At 66.5% G+C, this 21,530-nt stretch carries 20 protein-coding genes; 6 read left to right on the top strand and 14 right to left on the bottom strand.

Translation table 11 applies throughout. The annotated features are described in order from the left end of the window. Window positions 1-21 precede the first annotated feature (21 nt). The 13 genes from cheB to Q4S45_RS04200 all read right to left on the bottom strand — a co-directional run bounded on the left by cheB (window position 22) and on the right by Q4S45_RS04200 (window position 16,140). On the bottom strand, window positions 22-1,026 hold the full coding sequence (gene cheB, locus Q4S45_RS04140; protein ID WP_305509422.1) for a chemotaxis-specific protein-glutamate methyltransferase CheB: 1,005 nt from the start codon (window positions 1,024-1,026) through the stop codon (window positions 22-24). After that, window positions 1,023-3,230: a hybrid sensor histidine kinase/response regulator gene (locus Q4S45_RS04145; protein ID WP_305509424.1), complete on the bottom strand. Its 2,208-nt coding sequence runs from the start codon at window positions 3,228-3,230 to the stop codon at window positions 1,023-1,025. Before Q4S45_RS04145 ends, cheB begins: the two co-directional genes overlap by 4 nt. Further along, complete coding sequence (locus Q4S45_RS04150; RefSeq protein WP_305509425.1) at window positions 3,227-3,898, bottom strand: chemotaxis protein CheW; 672 nt, start codon at window positions 3,896-3,898, stop codon at window positions 3,227-3,229. The genes Q4S45_RS04145 and Q4S45_RS04150 overlap by 4 nt, the downstream gene beginning before the upstream one ends. Then, window positions 3,895-5,127, bottom strand: a complete 1,233-nt coding sequence (locus Q4S45_RS04155) for a protein-glutamate O-methyltransferase CheR (RefSeq protein ID WP_305509426.1) — start codon at window positions 5,125-5,127, stop codon at window positions 3,895-3,897. The genes Q4S45_RS04150 and Q4S45_RS04155 overlap by 4 nt, the downstream gene beginning before the upstream one ends. Then, window positions 5,124-5,564, bottom strand: a complete 441-nt coding sequence (locus Q4S45_RS04160; protein ID WP_305509432.1) for a chemotaxis protein CheW — start codon at window positions 5,562-5,564, stop codon at window positions 5,124-5,126. Before Q4S45_RS04160 ends, Q4S45_RS04155 begins: the two co-directional genes overlap by 4 nt. A 7-nt stretch (window positions 5,565-5,571) precedes the next feature. Further along, the gene (locus tag Q4S45_RS04165) at window positions 5,572-7,386 is read right to left on the bottom strand and encodes a methyl-accepting chemotaxis protein (RefSeq protein ID WP_305509434.1); all 1,815 of its coding nucleotides are present in this window, start codon (window positions 7,384-7,386) and stop codon (window positions 5,572-5,574) included. A gap of 233 nt (window positions 7,387-7,619) precedes the next feature. Continuing rightward, the gene (locus tag Q4S45_RS04170) at window positions 7,620-8,852 is read right to left on the bottom strand and encodes an argininosuccinate synthase (protein ID WP_305509436.1); all 1,233 of its coding nucleotides are present in this window, start codon (window positions 8,850-8,852) and stop codon (window positions 7,620-7,622) included. Window positions 8,853-8,890: 38 nt separating this feature from the next. Beyond that, window positions 8,891-9,817, bottom strand: a complete 927-nt coding sequence (gene argF / locus Q4S45_RS04175; RefSeq protein ID WP_305509438.1) for an ornithine carbamoyltransferase — start codon at window positions 9,815-9,817, stop codon at window positions 8,891-8,893. Window positions 9,818-9,887: 70 nt separating this feature from the next. Next, window positions 9,888-10,739, bottom strand: coding sequence for a hypothetical protein (locus Q4S45_RS04180; protein ID WP_305509440.1), 852 nt, complete (start codon window positions 10,737-10,739; stop codon window positions 9,888-9,890). An 84-nt stretch (window positions 10,740-10,823) separates the two neighbouring features. Next, window positions 10,824-13,655: an ATP-binding protein gene (locus Q4S45_RS04185; RefSeq protein WP_305509442.1), complete on the bottom strand. Its 2,832-nt coding sequence runs from the start codon at window positions 13,653-13,655 to the stop codon at window positions 10,824-10,826. 9 nt (window positions 13,656-13,664) lie between these two features. Further along, complete coding sequence (gene rsgA, locus Q4S45_RS04190) at window positions 13,665-14,558, bottom strand: ribosome small subunit-dependent GTPase A (RefSeq protein WP_305509443.1); 894 nt, start codon at window positions 14,556-14,558, stop codon at window positions 13,665-13,667. Further along, on the bottom strand, window positions 14,555-14,887 hold the full coding sequence (locus tag Q4S45_RS04195; RefSeq protein WP_305509445.1) for a 4a-hydroxytetrahydrobiopterin dehydratase: 333 nt from the start codon (window positions 14,885-14,887) through the stop codon (window positions 14,555-14,557). Before Q4S45_RS04195 ends, rsgA begins: the two co-directional genes overlap by 4 nt. Beyond that, on the bottom strand, window positions 14,884-16,140 hold the full coding sequence (locus Q4S45_RS04200) for a M48 family metallopeptidase (protein WP_305509447.1): 1,257 nt from the start codon (window positions 16,138-16,140) through the stop codon (window positions 14,884-14,886). Before Q4S45_RS04200 ends, Q4S45_RS04195 begins: the two co-directional genes overlap by 4 nt. A 47-nt stretch (window positions 16,141-16,187) precedes the next feature. Between Q4S45_RS04200 and orn the strand changes: the two genes are divergently transcribed. The 6 genes from orn to Q4S45_RS04230 all read left to right on the top strand — a co-directional run bounded on the left by orn (window position 16,188) and on the right by Q4S45_RS04230 (window position 20,285). Beyond that, window positions 16,188-16,772: an oligoribonuclease gene (gene orn / locus Q4S45_RS04205; RefSeq protein ID WP_305509449.1), complete on the top strand. Its 585-nt coding sequence runs from the start codon at window positions 16,188-16,190 to the stop codon at window positions 16,770-16,772. 113 nt (window positions 16,773-16,885) lie between these two features. Further along, window positions 16,886-17,320 carry a hypothetical protein gene (locus tag Q4S45_RS04210; protein ID WP_305509451.1) on the top strand — a complete coding sequence of 145 codons (435 nt, stop codon included), beginning with the start codon at window positions 16,886-16,888 and terminating at the stop codon, window positions 17,318-17,320. A 22-nt stretch (window positions 17,321-17,342) separates the two neighbouring features. Then, complete coding sequence (locus Q4S45_RS04215) at window positions 17,343-17,759, top strand: DUF1828 domain-containing protein (RefSeq protein ID WP_305509453.1); 417 nt, start codon at window positions 17,343-17,345, stop codon at window positions 17,757-17,759. A gap of 108 nt (window positions 17,760-17,867) precedes the next feature. Beyond that, window positions 17,868-18,299: a MarR family winged helix-turn-helix transcriptional regulator gene (locus Q4S45_RS04220; protein WP_305509455.1), complete on the top strand. Its 432-nt coding sequence runs from the start codon at window positions 17,868-17,870 to the stop codon at window positions 18,297-18,299. Further along, window positions 18,292-20,049 carry a chloride channel protein gene (locus tag Q4S45_RS04225; protein WP_374046075.1) on the top strand — a complete coding sequence of 586 codons (1,758 nt, stop codon included), beginning with the start codon at window positions 18,292-18,294 and terminating at the stop codon, window positions 20,047-20,049. The genes Q4S45_RS04220 and Q4S45_RS04225 overlap by 8 nt, the downstream gene beginning before the upstream one ends. A 62-nt stretch (window positions 20,050-20,111) precedes the next feature. Beyond that, window positions 20,112-20,285 (top strand): hypothetical protein, encoded by a 174-nt coding sequence (locus tag Q4S45_RS04230; RefSeq protein ID WP_305509457.1) that lies wholly within the window; start codon window positions 20,112-20,114, stop codon window positions 20,283-20,285. A 105-nt stretch (window positions 20,286-20,390) separates the two neighbouring features. Here the strand turns inward: Q4S45_RS04230 and Q4S45_RS04235 are convergent, their stop codons facing one another. Beyond that, window positions 20,391-21,335 carry an MBL fold metallo-hydrolase gene (locus tag Q4S45_RS04235; RefSeq protein WP_305509459.1) on the bottom strand — a complete coding sequence of 315 codons (945 nt, stop codon included), beginning with the start codon at window positions 21,333-21,335 and terminating at the stop codon, window positions 20,391-20,393. Between the last annotated feature and the right edge of the window lie 195 nt (window positions 21,336-21,530).

Genomic DNA, 21,530 nt, shown 5'->3' on the forward strand with positions numbered 1-21,530 from the left:
GTTCTCTTCGTCTATGCGGGATTACAGGTGATCGCCAATTCTACTGCGCAAAGCGACGCCGATGTTGTCGAGCGAGAGAATGCGCTGCGCCGCGTCGAGCTCGGCCGCCGCGCGCGGCATGCCGTACACGGCGCTGCTGGCCTGGTCCTGGGCGATGGTGGCCTTGCCGGCCTGGCGCATCGCCAGCAGGCCGGCGGCGCCGTCGCGTCCCATCCCGGTCAGCAGCACGCCGGTCGCCTCGCCTTCCCAGTGCGCCGCGATGCAGCGGAAGAACACGTCCACCGACGGGCGGTAGGCATAGTCGCGCGGGTTGGCATCGTAATGCATCCGGTGGCCGGCGTCGAGCACCAGGTGGTCGTTGGTGCGGGCGACGTGCATGACGCCGGCCTCGAGGGCGTCGCCTTCCTCGATCACGCGCACCGGCATCGTCAGCTGGTCGCCCAGCCATTTGGCGAAGTGGCCGGCGAAGTTGGCGTCGATGTGCTGCACCACCACGATGGAGGTGCCGGGCGCCGGCGTCCAGCCGCCGAATATCTTCGCGATCGCGCCGGGGCCGCCGGTGGAGGCGCCGATCGCCAGCAGGTGCCGGACCGCGCCGCCGGCCGGGCGGGGCGCCTGCGCCGGCTCGGCCAGGCTTACCCGGATCAGCTTGCCGATGGTCTTGATCTTGGCCAGCAGGTGGGCGTCGCCGGCGCCGCCTTTCATCAGCAGCGGGGTGGCGGTGACGTCGAGCGCGCCGGCGCCGAGGGCGCGGAACACCTGGCCGACATTGTCCTGCGGCTGCGCGGTCACGATCAGGATCGCGCACGGCGACGCCTGCATGATCTGCTGGGTGGCCTCGACGCCGTCCATGCCCGGCATGACCAGGTCCATCAGCACCAGGTCGGGGCGCTGCGCGGCGCACAGGCGCACCGCTTCCTCGCCGCTGCGGGCCACCCACAGCACCTCGTGCTTGCCGCTGCCGGCGACTACACGGCGCAGCGCCTCGGCGGCCATGGCGATGTCGTTGACGATGCCTATCTTCATGCGCCGGCCTCCCCGATCAGGTCGAGCACCGCGTCGAGCAGGGTCTCGTCGTGGAAGCTGCCCTTGGTGAGGTAATAGTCGGCGCCGGCCGCCATGCCGCGCGCGCGGTCTTCCGGCCGGTCCTTGTACGACACGATCATCACCGGCAGCTTGTGCAGGCGCGGGTCCTTGCGGATCAGTCCCACCAGTTCGACGCCGTCCATGCGCGGCATGTCGACATCGGTGACGACCAGGTCGTAGTCGGCGCTGCGCACCACGTTCCAGCCATCGATGCCGTCCACCGCGACATCGACCTGGTAGCCGCGGCCTTGCAGCAGCTTGCGCTCCATCTCGCGCACCGTGAGCGAATCGTCGACCACCAGCACGCGCTTGACCTTCGCCTGTTCCTCGCCGCCCGTAGGCGCCAGCTGGTGCAGGCCGCCTTCGTGCAGCAGCTTGTCGATCGACAGCAGCAGGTCGGCCACGTCGAGGATCAGCACCGGGGCGCCATCGTCGAGCAGGGCGGCCGAGGCGATGTCGCGCAGCTTGCCGAAGGTCGCGTCGAGCGGCTGCACCGCCAGGCTTTGCTCGCCGCGGATCGCGTCGACCACCAGCGCGTAGCGGCGCGCGCCCGAGCCGATCACCACCACCGGCAGGTCGCCGGCGGACGGTTCCATCTGGCCCAGCTCGAGCACCTGCGCCGCAGAGACAAGACCCAGGTGCTCGCCGCCGAGGTCGAAGAACTGCTTGCGCTCCAGCGTGTGCAGTTCGGACTGCGGCAGCATCAGCACGCGCTCGACCTTGACGATCGGGATCGCGTACGCCTCGCCCCGCACGTCGACCACCAGCGCGCGCACGATCGACTGGGTCAGCGGCAGCGTGATGAAGGTGCGGGTGCCGCGGCCGGGCTCGGACTCGATGCGCACGCTGCCGTTCTGGGCGCGGATGGCCTGCTGCACGATGTCGAGGCCGACGCCGCGGCCGGAAATGGCGCTGGCGGTTTCCTTCAGGCTGAACGCCGGAAGGAACAGGAACTCCATCAGTTCGGCCGGCGACATGGCTGCGGCCATCGCGCTGCTGGCGAGCTTGCGCGCGACCACGGCCTGGCGAATCCTTTCGAGATCGACGCCGGCGCCGTCGTCGCTGATCACGATCGACAGCATGCCGTTGCGGTGGTGCGCTTCGAGGCGGATCGCGCCGGCGGCCGGCTTGCCGGCGGCGAGCCGCTGCGCGGGCGTCTCGATGCCGTGGTCGACGGCGTTGCGCAGCATGTGGTTCAGCGGGTTTTCGATATTGGCCAGGATGTCGCGGTCAACCAGCGTGTCCTCGCCGCTGATGGTCAGCCCGGCTTCCTTGCCCAGGCTGCGCGCCAGGTCGCGCACCATGCGCCCGAACGCGTGCACGCCGTCGCGGAAGGGGCGCATGCGCAGTTCCAGCACTTCGTCGAGCAGGTTGTTCGACACGGTCAGGACGCGCCGCTCGTAGCTGTCGAGTTCCGCCATGTGGTCGTGCAGGATCTGCTTGAGCGGGTGGGTCTTTTGCAGGGCCAGCGCCGACTGCTCGACCAGGCCCGGATCGGCGGTGCGCACCAGCGCTTCATGCAGCTGCTCGATGGCCTGGAACAGGCTGGCCTGGTGGCGTTTGAAGCGCTGCAGCGATTCGACCACCGGCACCAGCTGGTGCGCGTTGATGCGCGTTTCGCTGGCCAGCGCGAGCAGCTGGTCGTAGTTCTGCTGGGCGGCGCGCGGCGCCGGCGCCGGCGGTTCCGGCTCGGGCGGCGCGGCGGCGGGGGCGGGCGGCGGCGCCGGTGCCTCCTCGATGTGTTCGATCTGCGCGATCGACTGCATCGCGGCGGCGATGCGCTCGGCGTTCTGCGCGAACCAGGCCGGCAGGCCTTCTTCGCCGAGCGCCGACACCTGCACGATCAGGTCCACGCCGGCCAGCAGCACATCGATGCGGCGCGGCGTGAGCTGGAGCGCGCCGCGCTGCGCGGCGACGAAGGCGTCTTCCATGGCGTGCGCGAGCTGAACCACGACGTCGAGGCCGACGATGGCCGCGGCGCCCTTGATCGAGTGCGCGGCGCGCATCATCGAGTCGATGGTGGCGGCGTCCCCGGCGCCGCGCTCCATTGCCAGCAGGCCGTCGGTCAGCGTGCGGGTCTGGCCCTCCGCCTCCATGCGGAACAGGTCCTGCATCGAAAACTGGCTCAGGTCTTCCTGGGTCATCGCAGCAGCCTTGTCAGTTGGTGGCCGACCAGCGCGGCGTCGAGCACGCCGACGCGCAGCTCGCCGAGCGTCAGCACGCCGGTGAGGAAGCGGTCGAGGCCCTTGTTGATGGTGGCGGCCGGCGCCGCAAGGCTGGCCTGCGGGTAGCGCGCGATGCCGTGCAGGTCGGCCACCGGCAGCGCGAACGATTGGCCTTCCCATCGCATCACCAGCAGGCGCGCGAATACGTGGCGGCCGACGGTGGCCGGCGCATCGTGCTCGTCGATGCCTAGCAGGGCGCCGAGCGACATCGACGGCGTCAGCTTGCCGCCGACGCTGGCGATGCCGAGCAGGGCGCGGCTGGCGCGATGCGGCAGCTTGTGGCTGGACGCGATCGGCGCGACCGAGCCGATGGTGGCGGTCGGCAGCGCCAGCCATTCGCGACCGATGCGAAACACCAGCGCCGACTGGTCGTTGGCGGCGTCGCGCGAGGCGGGTTGGCGGAAATGCTCGGCCCACTCCTGGCGATAGGCGTCGCCGACCGGCCGCTGCAGGTTGCGCTGGGCGGCGCCGGAATAGACATCGCAATTGCGGCAGTGGACGTGCTGCTCAAGTTTGCCGCAGCTCTGGTCGCCGCTCACGCCTATTCGGTTCCAGCAGTCGTCGATCTGGATCGGAATGGTGTTCATCGCGCCGCGCCTCCGTCATGCTGGCGGCGCCCGTAGATGCGGGCGGCGCGCTGGCGCAAGGTGTCGGCCTGGCGGGTATCGCCGGCCTGGTCGGCCAGCAGGGCGAGGTGGCACAGCGCCTCGTAGTGGTCGGGCTGCAGATAGACGCAGCGGCGCCAGTAGCCGTCGGCGGCGCCGGGCTTGCGTTCGATTTCGCTGACCAGGCCGAGGATGTAGTAGGCCTCGGCGGCGTTCGGTTCCTTCGCCAGCAAGGCGTGGCAGGAAGCGGCCGCGTCCTTGTAGTCGCCGCGGTCGGCCTGGCTCCTGGCCTGCGCCAGCAGGTCGACCGGAGCGGCGGGGGCGGGCGCTTTCTGCGGAGCGGCCTTCGCGACAAGGACGGGGTCAGGTCCGGCGGACCTGACCCCATGTTTTGCGGCGACGCGTGCTACGCGTTTTGCTGCGGGAGCCGGAGGAGCGACTGCGGCCGGGGTCTTCTGCAAGGCGAATGCGCCCGGCACGCGCAGCGGCGCGAAGCCGTTGCGCACGAAGGAGGGCACCTCGGCGTAACCGGCAAACAGCATGCCGTCGTCGGCCAGCAAGGTGCGCAGGATGGCGATCGCGGCGGCGGCGGTCGGCTCGTCGAAGTAGATCAGCAGGTTGCGGCAGAAGACCACATCGTAGCGTCCGGCCGCGGCGCTGACATCGAACTCGAGCAGATTCCCCTGCGCGAAGCTGACCTGACTGCGCAGCGCGTCGCCGATCTGGTATTCGTCGCCGACGCGGGTGAAATGGCGCTCGCGGAACGCCAGGTCGCGGCCGCGGAAGGCGTTGCGCGTGTAGCGGCCCGCCATCGCGCGCTCCAGCGCCACCGACGACAGGTCCATGCCGTCGATGCGAAACGACCCCGGGTCCACCGCGGCGTCGGCAAGCGACATCGCCATCGAGTAGGGTTCCTCGCCGCCGGCGCAGGGCAGGGACAGGATGCGCACGATGCGCTCGGGCCGTTCGGCCAGCCGGCGCTGGACGAAGGCGGTGGCGGCCTTGAACGCTTCGGGGTCGCGGAACATCCACGACTCGGGCACCACCACCAGTTCGACCAGCGCCGCCAGTTCTTCAGGGGAGATTGTTTTCAGGTAGCGGCCGGCGTCGTCGATGCCGCATTTGGCCATGCGCTCGCGCAGCGCGCGGTCGACCGCCTGCTGGCTCACTTCGAGCCCGGTCGCGCGTTGCAGCATGGCGCGCGCGCTCATGCCGGCGCTCCCGCGGGGAACAGCAGCGCGCGCACGTCCGGAGCCAGCAAATCCTCGACTTCGACCAGCTGCAGCATGCCGGCGGCGCCGGGCGCGACTTGTCCCAGGAAAGGCGCGCCATCGACGCCGCTGCCGGCCAGCGCGGCGTCGTCGATGGTTTCGACGCCGGTCACGTGCTCGGCCAGCAGGCCCAGCTGGTGCGGCCCGTAGTCGACAAGCACGATGCGCGTATCGAACCAGACCGCATCGGGCGTGAAGCCGGCCAGGCGCGACAGGTCGATCACCGGCACCGGCTCGCCGTGCAGGTCCATCAGGCCGGCGACGAACGGCGGCGCGAGCGGAATCTGCTTGAGTTCGACCACCGGCAGCACGCGCGCGATCGACCCCAGGCGCAAGCCGTAGCGGTCAGGCCCGATCGAAAACGCCAGCACTTTCATCGCCGTCTCAGGCGTTCACGGCGAAGGTGGCGACCGAGGACTGCAGGTCGCTTGCCGCGTACTGCAGCTGGTGCACCGCTTCGCTGGTGGCCTTGAGCGATTCGACGGTCTGTTGCGTCGCGTCGTTCAGCTGCATCATGGTGTCGGAAATCTGGGAGGCGCCGACCGCCTGCGACTGCATCCCCTGCAGCACCAGGTCGAACTGCGGCGCCAGCTTCTGCACCTGGTCCATCACCGACGACAGCTGTTCGGCGACCTGGCGCACTTCGCCGACGCTGCGGCGGATCTCTTCGGAGAATTTGTCCATGCCCATCACGCTGGCCGACACCGCCGACTGCATCTCCTTGAGCATCTGGTCGATGTCCCAGGTCGATACCGAGGTCTGGTCGGCCAGGCGGCGGATCTCGGTGGCCACCACCGAGAAGCCGCGGCCGGCGTCGCCCGCCTTCTCCGCTTCGATCGCGGCGTTCAGCGACAGGATGTTGGTCTGGTCGGCCACCTTGGTAATCGTGATCAGAACGCTGTTGATGTTGCTGGCCTTTTCGGACAGCGCGGCCAGCTTGGCGTTGATCGAGTCGGTCGCCGCGACCATGTGCTGCATGGTCAGGTCCATGCGTTTCAGGTTTCCCTGCGCCTCGGCGGTGGCGGTGGTGGTGAAATCGGCCACCGCGGTCGCGTCTTCCATGGTGCGCAGCAGCTGGGTGGTGTTGGCCGAAATTTCCTTGGTGGTCGACAGGATCTCGACGCTGGTCTGGGCCTGCTCGATGCCGGTCGCTTCCTGCTGCTTGGCCGAGGCGGCGATTTCGGTGGCCGAGGTGGTGACCTGGATGCCGGCCTTCTGCACGTTGTTGAGCAGGATGCGCAGGTTGTCGAACATGGTCTTGAGGCCTTCGCCGAGGCGGCCGATGGCGTCGGCGCCGCTGATCGTGATCTCGCCGGTCAGGTCGCCCGACGCCGCCTTCGAGACGGTGCCGAGCAGCGCGTCGACCTTGGCGCGCAACTCGTTGGTGGAAGCGAGTTCCTTGGCCTGGCTGTCCTGGATCGATTGCGCCATCCGATTGAATTCGACCGCGACCTTGCCCAGTTCGTCGTTCGACGCGATGGCCACGCGCGCCGACTGGTCGCCGGCGGCGATCTGGCCGACCACGCCGGTCAGGTTGTTCAGCGGGTGCAGCAGCGCCTTGATCAGCAGCCAGGCGATGACCGCCGCCAGCACCAGGCAGAACACGCCGCCGGCGCTCAGGAGCAGGAACTGGTGTTGCTGCAGGGCGGCCGATTCCGTGCTGCGCGCGGCGAGCAGGCGGTTTTCTTCGTCGGCGATGTCGTCGATCAGCTTGCGGATCTCGGCGATGGTGCGCGCGCCGTTGAGCACATCGGCGGCGCTGGCGACCTGCTGCGACACGCCGGCGGTCTTGTTCAATTCGCGGCGCTTTTCGATCAGCGGCGTGATGACGTTGTTGATCCAGTTATCGAGCATCGGCTCGAGCCGGCGCAGGCGTTCCTGCTGGTTCGGATTGTCCCTGGTCAGCTCGCGCGACTTGGCCAGGTGGGCGCGTGCTTCGGCCTCTTCCTTTTCGATCGGCGTCACCAGGGTCTCGTTACCGGTCAACATGAAGCCGCGCGTGGCGGTCTGGACCTGCAGCAGGGAGGTGGTGATGTGGTTGGTTTCGAGCAGCACCTCGAGGGTGTGGCGGTCCCAGCGGTTTGCTTCGGACAGGCGGGAGAAGTTGTTGTAGGCAAGCGCGAGCAGTAACAGCATGATGGCGACGATCGAGCCGAGGCCGAAAACCAGCTTGTTCTTGATGCTCAGGTCTTTAAACATGAAATCTCCGGGGTGCATATGTTGATCGCCGACAATGTACCATTTTGCCGGTGGGGATGGGGCGCGATAGCGGGGTGCGGTGATGTTTTAAGGGGGCGGGTTGTCGTTCCTGCGCAGGCAGGAACCCATGCTGAGTGTGAGCGGATTCAGCATAGGCTCCTGCCTGCGCAGGAGCGAAAACGATACCTATAGAAAAGGCCGCCCGCAGGCGGCCTTCGCGGCGACAGCCAGGCTTACTGGCCGCGCTTGGCGCGCGCCTTGGCGGCGATGCGCATGCGCAGGGCGTTGAGCTTGATGAAGCCGCCGGCGTCGGCCTGGTTGTAGGCGCCGCCGTCTTCGTCGAAGGTGGCGATGTTCATGTCGAACAGCGAGTCGGTTTTTGAGTCGCGCGACACGACGATCACGTTCCCCTTGTACAGCTTGACGCGCACCCAGCCGTTCACGGTGGCCTGGGTGTGGTCGATCAGGGTCTGCAGCGCGACGCGCTCCGGCGCCCACCAGTAGCCGTTGTAGATCAGCGAGGCGTAGCGCGGCATCAGGTCGTCCTTCAGGTGCGCCACTTCGCGGTCCAGCGTGATCGACTCGATTGCGCGGTGGCCCTTGAGCATGATGGTGCCGCCCGGGGTTTCGTAGCAGCCGCGCGACTTCATGCCGACGTAGCGGTTCTCGACCAGGTCGAGGCGGCCGATGCCGTGCTTGCCGCCGAGGCGATTGAGTTCGGTCAGCACCGCGGCCGGCGACATGCGCACGCCGTTCAGTGCGACGATGTCGCCGCGCTCGTATTCCAGGTCGAGGTATTCGGCCTGGTCCGGCGCGTTCTCCGGGCTGACCGACCAGCGCCACATCGATTCTTCCGCTTCGGCGCTCGGGTTCTCGAGGTGGCGGCCTTCGAAGGAGATGTGCAGCAGGTTCGCGTCCATCGAGTACGGCGCGCCGCCTTGCTTGTGCTTCATGTCGATGTCGATGCCGGCGTCTTCCGCGTACTTCAGCAGCTTCTCGCGCGACAGCAGGTCCCACTCGCGCCACGGGGCGATGATCTTGACGTCCGGTTTCAGCGCGTAGGCGCCCAGCTCGAAGCGCACCTGGTCGTTGCCCTTGCCGGTGGCGCCGTGCGAGATGGCGTCGGCGCCGGTCAGGTTGGCGATTTCGATCAGGCGCTTGGCGATCAGCGGACGGGCGATCGAGGTGCCGAGCAGGTATTCGCCTTCGTACACGGTATTGGCGCGGAACATCGGGAACACGAAGTCGCGCACGAACTCTTCGCGCACGTCGTCGATGTAGATGTTCTCCGGCTTGATGCCGAACTTGAGCGCCTTGGCGCGCGCCGGGTCGAGTTCCTCGCCCTGGCCCAGGTCGGCGGTGAAGGTGACGATTTCGCAGCCGTAGTTATCCTGCAGCCACTTCAGGATGACGGAGGTGTCGAGGCCGCCCGAATAGGCGAGGACTACTTTTTTAATATCGCTCATGATGGTTTTCCGTTGAATTGCTTGAGTAGTTTGATAAATCAGCGCCCGGAGATTTCGCCGAGCAGCAGGTATTCGATCAGCGCCTTCTGCACGTGCAGTCGGTTTTCCGCCTCGTCCCACACCACCGACTGCGGGCCGTCGATGACGTCGGCCGACACTTCCTCGCCGCGGTGGGCGGGCAGGCAGTGCATGAACAGCGCGTCGGGGCTGGCGCGCGCCATCTTCGGCGCGTCCACCATGAAGCCGGCGAAGGCCTGCAGGCGCTCGGCGTTCTCCTTCTCGTAGCCCATGCTGGTCCAGACGTCGGTGTTGACCAGGTGCGCGCCCTCGCAGGCGTCGGATGGATTGTCGAAGAAGGTGAAGCGCTTGGTGGCCACCTGCGACATGTCGATGTCGTAGCCCTTCGGCGTGGACACGTTCAGGTGGAAGCCGAACACCTCGGCAGCCTGCAGCCACGAGTACAGCATGTTGTTGGCGTCGCCGATCCAGGCCACGGTCTTGCCGGCGATCGAGCCGCGGTGCTCGACGAAGGTGAACACGTCGGCCAGCACCTGGCACGGATGGTGTTCGTTGGTCAGGCCGTTGATGACGGGGACGCGCGAATTGGCGGCGAAGCGCTCGATGATCTCCTGGCCGAAGGTGCGCACCATGATGATGTCGCACATACGGCTCATGACCTGGCCGGCGTCTTCGACCGGCTCGCCGCGTCCGAGCTGGCTGTCGCGCGTGTTCAGGTAGATCGCGGCGCCGCCCAGCTGGTGCATGCCCGCCTCGAACGACAGGCGGGTGCGGGTCGAGTTCTTCTCGAACACCATCACCAGGGTGCGGTCGATCAGCGGGTGGTAGATCTCGTAGCTCTTGAACTTGCGCTTGATGATCTTGGCGCGTTCGATCACGTACTCGAATTCGGCCAGCGTGAAGTCGGAGAACTGGAGGAAGTGCTTGATGGGTTTATTGGTGGACATACAGGCAACTTTTTGAGGCGGCTAGCAGACAATTATAAGGGGTTTGCTGCTCTTCGGGAAACTCGGTGGGTTAGGGCGCGGTTGCGGCCGCCGGCGGCGATGCCGTGGTGGCGCCGATGTCGATGTGGCCGGAATATGCGTCGGAGGGTGCATCCAAGACCAGGGCGGGGTCGCGAACCAGGGCGGCGGATGCGCCGAATGGATGGGCGTGGATGCCGCATTCAGGCTGGCAGTTCCAGGCGGTTCCGCCGGACGCCGTCAAGTTGATCGAAACCGGTTTCAGGTCCCGCAGTTCGAATCCCATGGGCGCCGGAAGGTCGGGCATATATCGGGGGATGTTGAGCATATTGTGAATATTTCCCGAATACGTCATGACCAGCGCCCGCGGATTTGCCTGGTAGCGCCGCTTCACATTGGCCGCCATGATTTCATCGCGGCTCGTTGAAGGGGAAACGGCGCCGGCTTGCTCCTCCAGCACGAACACAGTCAGCGGCAGTCCGCGCCGGCGCATCGCGCGAAACGACTCCACCATCTCGACGTAGGCGCGGCTGCTCCGGCCATCGGGCAGCCACTGCTTCCAGAACGGCGTCGCGAGGAAGGACCTGCGCGCACTTTCGCCGCCGTCGGAAGCCAGAAAGGCCGCCAGCGGTTTGCGCTCGGCGGCCGGCAATTCGAGACCGGCAGCGACCGCGTTCCCGCGCGCCAGCGCGGCGCAAACGAGGCGAGCGAACATGGCGGGCATCTCTTTTGTGCCGTGCAATTCGCCGACCATGACGATCCGGTGACCGGCAATGATGCTCTCCGTCCCGCGGATGTCGGTGCAGTCCTGGGCCGGCGTGACGGCTGTTGCGCTGGCCGGCGCGCAAGCGGCCGCAAGGAGCAGTGTCAGCAGCGCGATCGGGCGATGTTTGGCGGATTTCATGCGCTGGATTATCGGGCAGGATTGCAGGATTTGCCACTTATTTCCATGGAGCCGGCGCCGCTTGACCAGGGCCCGGGTGGCGCGTCAGATCGACGGGTCATCCTGGTCGTGCGCGCCCGGTTTCGGCCGCGGCGCCACCAGCGGCAGGTCCAGCGTGAAGCAGGCGCCCCCGGCCGCGCCGGAGCTCACCGCGACCTGGCCGCCCAGCAGCACGGTGACGATGTTGTAGCTGATCGACAGCCCCAGCCCGCTGCCGCCCTGTCCGAGCCTGGTGGTGAAGAAGGGATCGAAGATGCGGTTCAGGTGCTCGGGCGGGATGCCGACGCCGTCGTCGCGAAATTCGAACAGCACGCGGCCCGCGACCCTTGTTTCGGCCGACAGCACCATTCGGCCGCCCCGCTTGCCGCCGAACGCGTGCACCAGCGCGTTGTTGATGAAGTTGGTGACGACCTGGCCGAACGGGCCCGGATAGCTGTCGAGGACAATCTGTTCGCCGATCCGCAGTTCGATCTCGTGGCCCGCGCCGCGGATCCGGTTCATCATCGTCGCGACGCTTTCGCGGCATACCTGCAGCAGATTGAACTGGCGCCGCTGCTCGGTGGTGCGGTCCACCGCGACCTGCTTGAAGCTGTTGACCAGTTCGGCCGCACTGGCCAGGCCGCGCAGCACCAGCACCGACGCCGTCTTCGTCTCGGCCAGATAGGCCGCCAGGTCGGAGCGGCGCAGGCCGCGCCCGTTCAGCAGGGCCTCCATGTCCTCGGTCTTGGCCTGCATGGTGCTGGCGATCAGCAGGCTGTTGCCGATCGGGGTATTGAGTTCGTGGGCGACGCCGGCCATCAGCGATCCGAGCGCGGCCAGCTTTTGCTGCGACGCCAGCTGCGACTGGGCGTCCTTCAGCTGGCGGTAGGCCGCGGCGTTGTCGAGGGCGATCGCGCCGTACGCGCACAGGGTGCGAAACACCAGCCGCTCTTCCTCGCCGTAGGCGTGCGAGTGGGGCGCCTGCGCCGCCATCACGCCGATCGCGCGTTCGCCCACGACCAGCGGCACGAACAGGGCGCAGAGGCGATCGTCGCGCGCCACCATGCGCTGGTCGGCGTCGGGCCAGTGCGGGATGTAGATCTCGCGCCGCTCGCCCAGGCAGCGCACCGACACGGCCTGCTCGTTCGACAGCGGGATGGAACTGGGCGGCAGCGGGCAGCCCGGCTCGGCGCCGAACGCGCGCTGCAGGTGCGAGCCGCTTTCGTCCGTCAGGTAGACCGTAAGCGTGCTGGCGCCGAGCAGCGCGCCGGTGTGGCCGGCCAGGACGTCGAACACGGCCCGCGCGTCGAGCTGCGAGGTGATCTCCTGGCCGATCGCTGACAGCCGCGCCAGCGTCTCGCTGGTGCGCTGCAGCTGCCGGGCGCGCAGCGCTTCGACCCTGGCCAGCTCGCGGTGATGCTGGCCCTCGCTGCGCGCCTGCGCGGTCTGGTGCTGCACCTGCATCGCGATGGCGCGGTTGGTGGTTTCCTGCCCGTGGGTTTTCTCGCGCGCGGCGCCGGCGGCCAAGGCCGATTCGTAGGCGCGGGCGAAGTCGCCCGCGGCTGCATATTCGCGCGCCATCGTGTCATGCAGACCCGCGGGTGCGCAATATTGGTCGATGCCGGCGCCGGCCTCCAGCGCCTCGCGCAGATAGTGCAGCGAAGCGGTCGGTTCCACCATGCCGCGCGGCGCCGGCAGGCTGTGGGAGGCGTGGATCATGGCCATCACCCGCAGCGCATCGATGCGGCTGTGGGCCAGGGTCCGTTCGGCCGCCAGGGTCATGGCGCTGGCCGCCGCCTCGAGTGCCTCGTCGGCGCGCCCAAGGCGCAGCAGCGCGTGGGCCTGCCCGCGCTTGGCAGTGCTCTGGAAATCCGATTGGCCGAGCATTTCGGCGCGCGCCTCGAGGGCCTGGAACGTGGCCAGCGCGGCGTGAAAATCATCGCGGTCGAGCGACAGCTCACCCTGGTACTGCAGTGCGATGGCGTAGCTGCGCGTGTTCTCCACCGGCTTGAGCGTGGCCAGCGCCTGGTCGAGCATGTCCTGGGCGGCCGCGAGCTGGCCCAGGCGGCGCAGGGTGTTCGCGCTTTGCATCAGGCAGCCGCTCACGGTCTTCGGCCAGACCGTCGGCCGCGCGAGCGCCAGCGCATTCTGGTGCCATTCGAGCGCGGTCTGGTGGTCGCCCAGCATCGTGAAGTTTTCGCCGATATTCGAGGCGGCGTTAATTGCGCTGCGCAGCTGGCCGCTTTGCAGCGCCGCTTCGTGGGAGCGCATGAAGCAGGTAGCGGAGACGCTGAAATCGGCCGCCAGGTTGGCAGCGACCGCTTGAAAGTCGCTGATCCAGGCGGTCAGCGCGGGGTGACCGGCGGCCCCTGATGCATTCATCCGGTCACCCCAGCGGGCCAGCGCGGCGTCGCGATCTTTCAACAGGAGCGAACGGGCCAGCGCGGCCTCGGCGAGCCGGGCGCGCAGTTCGTCGCCGCCGTCGCGCGCCGCCTCCGCGGCCAGCCCGAACTGCTGTTCGACGTCGCCATGGTCGCCGCGATCGAGCGCGATCGCGGCGAGCAGCCAGTATGCGTCGGCGCGCGCGAGCGGGTCGGTGCAGGTGGCGAGGATGGCGCCTGCCCGCGCCAGCGCCTCGTTGAGCGCGCCATTGAGCCAGCAAGACTCGGCAAACACCAGCGCCATGCGCACCTCGGCCAGCGCGCGTTCCGGCGCGGGCAGGGCGGCGCCGGGAAGCAGGTCCAGCGCTTCGCGGGCCAGGGCGAGCGCGCGCACGGTATCGCGCTGGCGCAGGTGCCAGGCCAGCGGCAGCAGCGCGTGCAGGCGTTCGGCGCCGTGCAGCGCGGGCAGGGACTGCTCCCAGCGCGCCACATCTTCATCGACAACGAACATCTCCATCCGGACTGCCTAATATAAAGTCTGCGACGACTCGTGCAAGAGTTGGCCGTACAGCGTGTGGCGGAACTTGGCGATCTTGCCGTCGGCGACCGCGGCCAGCACGGCGCACTGCGGCTCGATCAGGTGGCGGCAGTTGTAGAACTTGCAGCCCCCCAGATACGGCGCGAATTCGACGAAGGCGCGCTCCAGCATTCCTTCGGTCAGGTGGTACAGGCCGAACTCCTGGAAGCCGGGCGAGTCGATGATCGAGGCGCCGTCCTTCAGCGCATACAGGCGCGTGAAGGTGGTGGTGTGCTTGCCGGTGTCGAGCGCGGCGGAGATCTCGCGCACGGCGATGTCGGCGTCCGGCACCAAGAGGTTGATCAGCGAGGACTTGCCCATGCCGGACTGGCCGATGAAAATCGACGACTGGCCCTCGAGCAGCGGCATCAGGGTAGCGACCGCATGCTCCGGGTTGGCGCGCGCCGACACTTCGTGCAGAGGGTAGCCGAGCGCGGTATAGACCTTGAGGCGTTCGCGCGCCTTATCGAGCGACTCGGTCACGTCGGTCTTGTTGAGGATCAGGTGGGCGTCGATGCCGGCCGCTTCGGCCGCGACCAGCGAGCGCGAAATGAGGTCGTCGGCGAAGCCCGGCTCGGTGGCGACGACGATGAACAAGCGCGTCAGATTCGCCGCCAGCAGCTTGGACTTGTACTGGTCCGAGCGGTACAGCAGCGTCTTGCGCTCGGCGGTCGATTCGATCCTGGCCTGGTCGGCCGACGTCATCTGCAGGTGGACGACGTCGCCGACCGCGATGTTGGTCTTCTTGCCGCGGGTGACGCACTGGATTTTGCGGCCATCGACGTCGGCCAGGTAGTGGCGCCCGTGCGCGGCGATGATGGTGCCGGTGATCGCGCCGCTCATGCGCCGGCCCGCTGCGCGTAGATTGCGTTGGCCTTGGCGGCGCAGATGAAATCGTTCAGCGAAACCGCGCCGCCGGCCGAATGGGTGTGGTACGCGACCGCGCAGTGCTGGTACGTCACCGTCAGGGTCGGGTGGTGGTTTTCCTGGTCGATCATCTCGGCCAGCGAGTTGACGAATCTGATGGTCTCGTGGAAGTCGCGGAAGGCGAACTTGCGGCGCAACTGGCCGTCCTCGATGGCCCAGCCGGGGACTTCGGGCAGCAGCATGTCGAGCTGGCCGGCATCCAGTTTCGGGGCGCCTTCGACGCAGAATTGATCGAGCAGGTTCATGGGGCCGCCAGGTTGAGTTGACGGATCCGCACCGAGGCGGGCGGATGGGAGTCGTAGAACGCCGAGTGCAGCGGATCGGGCGTCAGGGTCGAGGCGTTATCTTCGTACATTTTCACCAGCGCCGAGACCAGGTCGCGCGCGTCGGTGTGGGTGGCGGCGAAGGCGTCGGCTTCGAATTCATGCTTGCGCGAGCTGATCGAGGTCAGCGGCGAGAGCACGAAGGTGAAGATTGGCAGCACCAGCATGAACAGGATCAGCGCCATTGCGTCGCTGGCGAGCAGCGGATCGACGCCGAGGCCCGCGTAGAACCAGGTGCGGGTCTTCAGGTAGCCGAGCAGGGCGAGGAAGCCGAGCGAGACGGCGAACATCACGGCGATGCGCTTGATGATGTGCTTGAGCTTGAAGTGGCCCAGTTCGTGCGCCAGCACCGCTTCGATCTCCTGCGGCGCGAGGCGCTCGAGCAGGGTGTCGAAGAACACGATGCGCTTGTTGGCGCCGAAGCCGGAGAAGTAGGCGTTGCCGTGGGCGCTGCGCTTGGAGCCGTCCATCACGAACAGGCCTTTGGAGGCGAAGCCGACGCGCTGCATCAAGCCTTCGATGCGCGATTTCAGGCTGGCGTCTTCGAGCGGGCTGAATTTGTTGAACAGCGGCGCGATCACGGTGGGGAACAGCACCATCATCAGCAGCTGGAAGCCGCTCCACACCAGCCAGGCGTACAGCCACCACAGCGGGCCGGTCTTGTCCATCAGGGTCAGCACCACCCACACCAGCGGCAGGCCGATGGCCGCGCCCAGCAGCACGCCCTTGACCATGTCGGCCAGCCACAGGCCGGGCGTCATCTTGTTGAAGCCGAAGCGCTCTTCGAGGACGAACTGGCGGTACCAGTCGAACGGCAGGTCGAGCAGGCCGGAGACCGCGGCGAAGGCGGCGAGCAGGGCGATCTGGTATTTCATGCCGGGGCCGGTCAGCGGCAGCAGGGCCGCGGCCAGCCATTGCAGGCCGCCCAGCAGGGTAAAGCCGACCAGCACGATGCTGGAGAACAGCAGCGAAGCCAGGCCGAATTTGGTCTTGGCGACCGTGTAGTCGGCGGCCTTCTGGTGCGCGGCGAGCGGGATGCTGGCGGCAAATTCGGCCGGCACCGCGGCGCGGTTGGCCAGCACGTGGCGCACGTGGCGGTTTGCCAGCCAGAAACGCAGGATCAAGGTAAAAATCAAGAAACCGACAAACAAAACCGAAAACGCGAGTGAATACATTCTGTGCCTGTGAGAAAATGCAGGATTGATTAGGCCAAGAGAGAATTATGTCACAAGCCACTGAAACAACCGAAGGCGCGGTCGCGCACCGCCCGAATGAATTCAACCTGATCTGGGTGGACCTGGAGATGACCGGCCTGGAGCCGGACACCGACCGCATCATCGAGATCGCCGTGGTCGTCACCGACATGCACCTGAACACCATCGCCGAAGGCCCGGTGTTCGCGATCCACCAGTCGGACGAGACGCTCGACAAGATGGACGCGTGGAACAAGGGCACGCACGGTCGCAGCGGGCTGATCGACCGGGTCAAGGCCTCGACCGTGTCGGAAGAGCAGGCCGAGGCGGCGCTGATCGCCTTCCTCAAGCAGTTCGTCCCGGCCGGCAAGTCGCCGATGTGCGGCAACACCATTTGCCAGGACCGCCGCTTCATGGCGCGCACGATGCCCAAGCTCGAGGCGTTCTTCCACTATCGCAACCTGGACGTGTCCACGCTGAAGGAATTGTGCCGTCGCTGGAAGCCGGAGATCGTGGGCGGCTTCAAGAAGCACCAGAAGCACACGGCGCTGGCCGACATCATCGAGTCGGTGGAAGAGCTGAAGTACTACCGCGAGCATTTCATCAAGCTGTAAATCGACGTCCCGTGTGGTGCGGCAAATCGCCGCGCCCGCGGGCCGCTCATACTCCGGGAAGCCTGGCAATCGTCCGCCAGGTGCGGCCGTGCCGATTAACTTCCCACCTTTCCATGTCCGATATTTCCGAGGCAGAAGCACGTTTGCTCCTGAGTCGTCCTTTGCGTTGCGAGGGCGATCTCGCGTGGGAGCCTCGCGCTGACGGACGGAAAGGGCGGATCCTGGCTGTCGGCTTGCTCGACGAAACGGGCCTCGCAACCCCGCTGGTGGTCGAACTTCGCTATATGCATAGCGCACAAGCCGCAACGACCAAGTATGTATTTTCGGTCAAAATTCGCGAACGCTATGGCCTGCAACGGGTTTATCAACTCGAGGTAACGCAGACGCCGCGCGACCCCAAGGATGTTCATCGAAGATCACACGAGCACATCGGCGACCTCCGCTCGATCGGTCACGCGCGATGGCGGCGTTGGAGCTATCATGAAGTGTTGGCGTATTTTTGTGCCCAGACGAACATTACTTTTGATCCCGTTCCTTCACATCCATGAGCATTTTTTTCGCGAGGTAATTATGAACTGCGCCGCGATTTCGGAAATGACCGGCTACGAGTGCTATCCGCTGAGCGAGGACGAGACTGTCGCCGAGATTGCGACTCCGTTTAAATACGAGGACGGAGATGACATTTTTGCTTATGTTGAATTTGGACAGGATTTTGTGCGCTTCTTCGACGATGGCGAGGTGTACGACCACTTCGATGGCCGGGGTGTGTTTTATGGAAAACATCACGACCTCGGGTTTCTGTCCGAAATTGCAACGGCCAACGGCCTTCGCTTCACCGACGAATGCATCATTGAGATAGCGGCAACGCCGCAAGATGCCGCCGCAGCGTTCGCCAAGTTTATGGCTGCCATGCTGGCCTTTGTCACCTGGGAAAAAGCGTGGGTAGCGAGAGTGGTGGAACTAAGACTGGTCACTGCCGGCAAATAGGCCGATATTTGCGCTGAGCCGCGTCGCACATTGCGCACGCGGTTTTTTTACGAACAATTTATATCATGTCGTGATATATTCTCGCTTTTCCGATTTTCGAACCCTCCGATGACCTCACCCCCGAAGCGCTCGCTCGCCAAGGACGATTTCTGCGTCCTGTCCGAGTTCCGCTACCAGATGCGCCGTTTCGAGCGCTTTTCCGAGAACGCCGTGCAGGCCGAGGGCATCACGCCCCTGCAGTACCTGCTGCTGCTGCACCTGAAAGGCTTCAAGGGCCGCGACTGGGCCACCGTCGGCGAACTGGCCGAGCGCCTGCAAGCCAAGCCGCACGGCGTGGTTGCGCTGGTGTCGCGCTGCGAGGCCAGTGCCCTGGTGGTGCGCCGCCCCAGCACGGTGGACCGGCGCCGCGTCGAGATCCACCTGCTGCCGGCCGGCGAGGCGATCCTGACCCACCTGGCCGCACTGCACCGCGCCGAACTGGCGTCCCTCGACGGCATCTTCGCGGTGCCGGTCATCGAAAAGGAAGATCCGCATGAGTAAGATGGACACCCGGCGCGACTTCAACGGCGAGGCGCGCCTGCTGCGCATCGCCTGCATGGCCGCCGTCATCGGCGTGCTCAGTACCTGCACCGCGTGGCTGCTGTTGCACGCGATCAGCTTCTTCACCAACCTGTTCTTCTTCCAGGCGCTGTCCGACAAGCCGGTGTCGCCGGCGCTGAACACGCTGGGCGCCTGGGTGATCGCGGTGCCGGTGCTCGGCGGCCTGATCATCGGCCTGATCGCGCGCTACGGCACCGAGGCGATCCGCGGCCACGGCATCCCCGAGGCGATCGAGGCGATCCTGTTCAAGAAAAGCGCGATGTCGCCCAAGGTCGCGGTGCTCAAGCCGCTCGCCTCGGCGATCGCGATCGGCAGCGGCGGCCCGTTCGGCGCCGAAGGCCCGATCATCATGACCGGCGGCGCGGTCGGCTCGCTGCTGGCCCAGCACTTTCACCTGAGCGGCAGCGAGCGCAAGACGCTGCTCGTCGCCGGCGCGGTGGCCGGCATGACCGCGGTATTCGGCACCCCGGTGGCCGCGCTGCTGCTCGCGGTCGAACTGCTGCTGTTCGAACTGCGTCCGCGCAGCCTGCTGCCGGTCGCCGTGGCGTGCGCCGTGGCCGGCGTGCTGCGGCCATTGATCATGGAAGGCGGCGCGCTGTTCCCGCTGCAGACCATGCCGCTGCAGCCGCTCGGCCTGGCGTCGTGCGCGTTGGCGGGCCTCCTGTGCGGAATGCTGGCCTGGCTGATGTCGACCATGCTGTACAAGGTCGAGGACCTGTTTCACAAGCTGCCGCTGCACTGGATGTGGTGGCCGGCGATCGGCGGCCTGGCAGTGGGCGTCGGCGGCTACTTCCAGCCGCGCGCGCTGGGCGTCGGCTACGACGTCATCGCCGACCTGCTGCATAACCACATCGGCGCCGGCGTGCTGGCCGGCCTGCTGCTGGCGAAGATGGTGATGTGGCTGATCGCGCTGGGCTCGGGCACCTCGGGCGGCGTGCTGGCGCCGCTGCTGATGCTCGGCGCGGGCCTGGGCGCGTTGATGGCGCCGTACCTGCCCGGCGGCGAACCGGCGGTGTGGCCGCTGGTGTTCATGGCTGCCACCCTGGGCGGCATGATGCGCGCGCCCATCATGGCGGTGGTGTTCGCGTTCGAACTCACGCAGGATACCAACGCCTTGCTGCCGGTGCTGGCGGCGTCGGTGGTGGCGTACGGCTTCACGGTGCTCACCATGCAGCGCTCGATCCTGACCGAGAAGATCGCACGGCGCGGCTATCACATCTACCGCGAATACGGCATCGACCCGCTCGAGCGCCACAGCGTGGCGGAGGTGATGACGGCGCAGCCGGTGCGCATCGACGCCGGCGCCGCCATCGACGCGGTGCTGCACAGTCATTTCGGCGAAGGCCAAGTGCATCGCGCCTTCCCGGTCACGCGCGACGGCACGCTGGTGGGGATGCTCGACCGCGCAGCGCTGGTGGCGGCAGAGGGCAAGTGTTTTGTCGGCGACCTGTATGGCGTGAATGTGCCGGTCTTCGCGCTAGCCGGCGAAACCTGCCGCACGGTGGCCACGCGCATGGCGGTGCATCAGCTCGAACGCCTGCCGGTGGTGGACGACGGGCAGTCGCGCAAGCTGGTGGGACTGGTCAGCCGCAGCGACTTGATCAAGGCGTCGCTGACCCTGCACGAGGAAGAGCACCAGCGCCAGGCGTTCCGGCGCATCCGGATTGGATCGAATCGCCAGCCTATGTGATGTGGCGAACGGTCGGGGGCGGGCGGCGCGGGTACTGTGTGCTTTTAAACAAGGAGACTGCCATGTCGAAACCAAGCAAGGATCCACGCGAGCAGCAGCAGCGCGATACGCAGCAGGCTCAGCAGGAAGCGCAGAAGAACCAGCAGAAGGCCGAGGAGAACGAGGTCGCCGGGCGCCACAGGCAGGATGGTCAGAAGGACCACAAGGGCGCCGACAAGGGGCCGCGCGGACAGTAATGTCAAGATGGGGTCAGGTCCGCAGGACCAGACCCCTGCCTTTCGATTATTCAAGCTGCGGCGACCAAACCGGGGTCAGGTCGACGGACCTGACCCCATTTTTCGTTAGCGCGGAATGCTGTAGTTGACCGGAATGAACTCGTAGCCCTTGCCTTCCTTCTCCAGGTGGCCGATGCCGGGGAATTGAAGGTGCGCGGCGCCAATCAGATAGCCGCCGCGCGCCGCCGCGTCAAACGCCTGGCGCCGCTCGGCCGCCGCCGCCTTCTGGTCGCTGTCGAAGCTGATCGTCACCTCCGGATGGTCCATCTGCACCGCCGCCACGTGGATCAGGTCGCCGATCAGCACCAGCTTCTGCCCCTTGCTCTGCACCACGTAGGTCGCGTGTCCCGGCGTGTGTCCCTTGCCCGAGTGCGAGCTCACGCCAGGCGCCAGTTCGACGTCGCCTTCGAACGGCTTGTACTTGCCGGCGCTGACGTAGGGGTTCAGCGATGCCATCGCGCCCTTGAAGAAGTCGGCCTTGGCCGGGTTCTTTTCCATGTTTTCTTTGCTCAGCCAGAAGTCGGATTCCTGCTTCTGCGCCCGCACGATGGCGTTGGTGAACACGCGCTGGCCGTTGGCCACCAGGCCGGCCACATGGTCGCCGTGCATGTGGGTGATGTAGACCTCGTCGACCTGTTCCGGCTGGTAGCCGGCCGCTTTCAGGTTCGCCGCGAACTTGCCCGTGTTGGGGCCGAACACGCCGGCCGCGCCCGAATCGACCAGGATCAGCTTGCTGCCGGTGTTGATCAGGAAGGCATTGATCGACGTCTCCAGCGGGCTTTGCACGAAGTGCTTCTTCAGTTCGCTGTCGATCTCGCCTTTCTTCATCCCTTGCAGCAGCGTGTCGACCGGCAGCTCGGTGGTGCCGTCGCTGATGGCGGTGATCTCGAAGTCGCCCAGCATCATCCGGAAATAGCCCGGCGCCTGGGTCTTGACCATCGGCGCGGCGGCGAAGGCGGGCGCGGCGAACAGGGCGGCGGCGAGTGCGGCCAATGCGGTTTGCTTGATCATTGTTTTTCCTTTTCGGGCGGGTTGAAGGTGTTGTACATCCTACATCAATCCGGCGACCGCGGAATGGATCGCATCCATCAACGTCCGTCAATGCCCTGCGTCATGATTTTGATAACTAGTCCGTGGCGCTGCGGGGGCACCACAAAAATGCACCTGTTCAGTGCGCTCCTGCGCAAACTTGCGCATAATTGCGCT

Source organism: Massilia sp. R2A-15 (genome assembly GCF_030704305.1).
Taxonomy (GTDB): Bacteria; Pseudomonadota; Gammaproteobacteria; order Burkholderiales; family Burkholderiaceae_D; genus JAFCUW01.

What these genes read in the sequence shown, in the direction of transcription:
- orn (WP_305509449.1), top strand. Translation starts at nt 16,188, where the DNA reads ATGTCACAAGCCACTGAAACAACCGAAGGCGCGGTCGCGCACCGCCCG.
- rsgA (WP_305509443.1), bottom strand. Translation starts at nt 14,558, where the DNA reads ATGAGCGGCGCGATCACCGGCACCATCATCGCCGCGCACGGGCGCCAC.
- Q4S45_RS04215 (WP_305509453.1), top strand. Translation starts at nt 17,343, where the DNA reads ATGAACTGCGCCGCGATTTCGGAAATGACCGGCTACGAGTGCTATCCG.
- cheB (WP_305509422.1), bottom strand. Translation starts at nt 1,026, where the DNA reads ATGAAGATAGGCATCGTCAACGACATCGCCATGGCCGCCGAGGCGCTG.
- Q4S45_RS04195 (WP_305509445.1), bottom strand. Translation starts at nt 14,887, where the DNA reads ATGAACCTGCTCGATCAATTCTGCGTCGAAGGCGCCCCGAAACTGGAT.
- Q4S45_RS04165 (WP_305509434.1), bottom strand. Translation starts at nt 7,386, where the DNA reads ATGTTTAAAGACCTGAGCATCAAGAACAAGCTGGTTTTCGGCCTCGGC.
- Q4S45_RS04185 (WP_305509442.1), bottom strand. Translation starts at nt 13,655, where the DNA reads ATGGAGATGTTCGTTGTCGATGAAGATGTGGCGCGCTGGGAGCAGTCC.
- Q4S45_RS04220 (WP_305509455.1), top strand. Translation starts at nt 17,868, where the DNA reads ATGACCTCACCCCCGAAGCGCTCGCTCGCCAAGGACGATTTCTGCGTC.
- Q4S45_RS04210 (WP_305509451.1), top strand. Translation starts at nt 16,886, where the DNA reads ATGTCCGATATTTCCGAGGCAGAAGCACGTTTGCTCCTGAGTCGTCCT.
- Q4S45_RS04170 (WP_305509436.1), bottom strand. Translation starts at nt 8,852, where the DNA reads ATGAGCGATATTAAAAAAGTAGTCCTCGCCTATTCGGGCGGCCTCGAC.
- Q4S45_RS04145 (WP_305509424.1), bottom strand. Translation starts at nt 3,230, where the DNA reads ATGACCCAGGAAGACCTGAGCCAGTTTTCGATGCAGGACCTGTTCCGC.
- Q4S45_RS04160 (WP_305509432.1), bottom strand. Translation starts at nt 5,564, where the DNA reads ATGAAAGTGCTGGCGTTTTCGATCGGGCCTGACCGCTACGGCTTGCGC.
- Q4S45_RS04235 (WP_305509459.1), bottom strand. Translation starts at nt 21,335, where the DNA reads ATGATCAAGCAAACCGCATTGGCCGCACTCGCCGCCGCCCTGTTCGCC.
- Q4S45_RS04150 (WP_305509425.1), bottom strand. Translation starts at nt 3,898, where the DNA reads ATGAACACCATTCCGATCCAGATCGACGACTGCTGGAACCGAATAGGC.
- Q4S45_RS04155 (WP_305509426.1), bottom strand. Translation starts at nt 5,127, where the DNA reads ATGAGCGCGCGCGCCATGCTGCAACGCGCGACCGGGCTCGAAGTGAGC.
- Q4S45_RS04230 (WP_305509457.1), top strand. Translation starts at nt 20,112, where the DNA reads ATGTCGAAACCAAGCAAGGATCCACGCGAGCAGCAGCAGCGCGATACG.
- argF (WP_305509438.1), bottom strand. Translation starts at nt 9,817, where the DNA reads ATGTCCACCAATAAACCCATCAAGCACTTCCTCCAGTTCTCCGACTTC.
- Q4S45_RS04180 (WP_305509440.1), bottom strand. Translation starts at nt 10,739, where the DNA reads ATGAAATCCGCCAAACATCGCCCGATCGCGCTGCTGACACTGCTCCTT.
- Q4S45_RS04225 (WP_374046075.1), top strand. Translation starts at nt 18,292, where the DNA reads ATGAGTAAGATGGACACCCGGCGCGACTTCAACGGCGAGGCGCGCCTG.
- Q4S45_RS04200 (WP_305509447.1), bottom strand. Translation starts at nt 16,140, where the DNA reads ATGTATTCACTCGCGTTTTCGGTTTTGTTTGTCGGTTTCTTGATTTTT.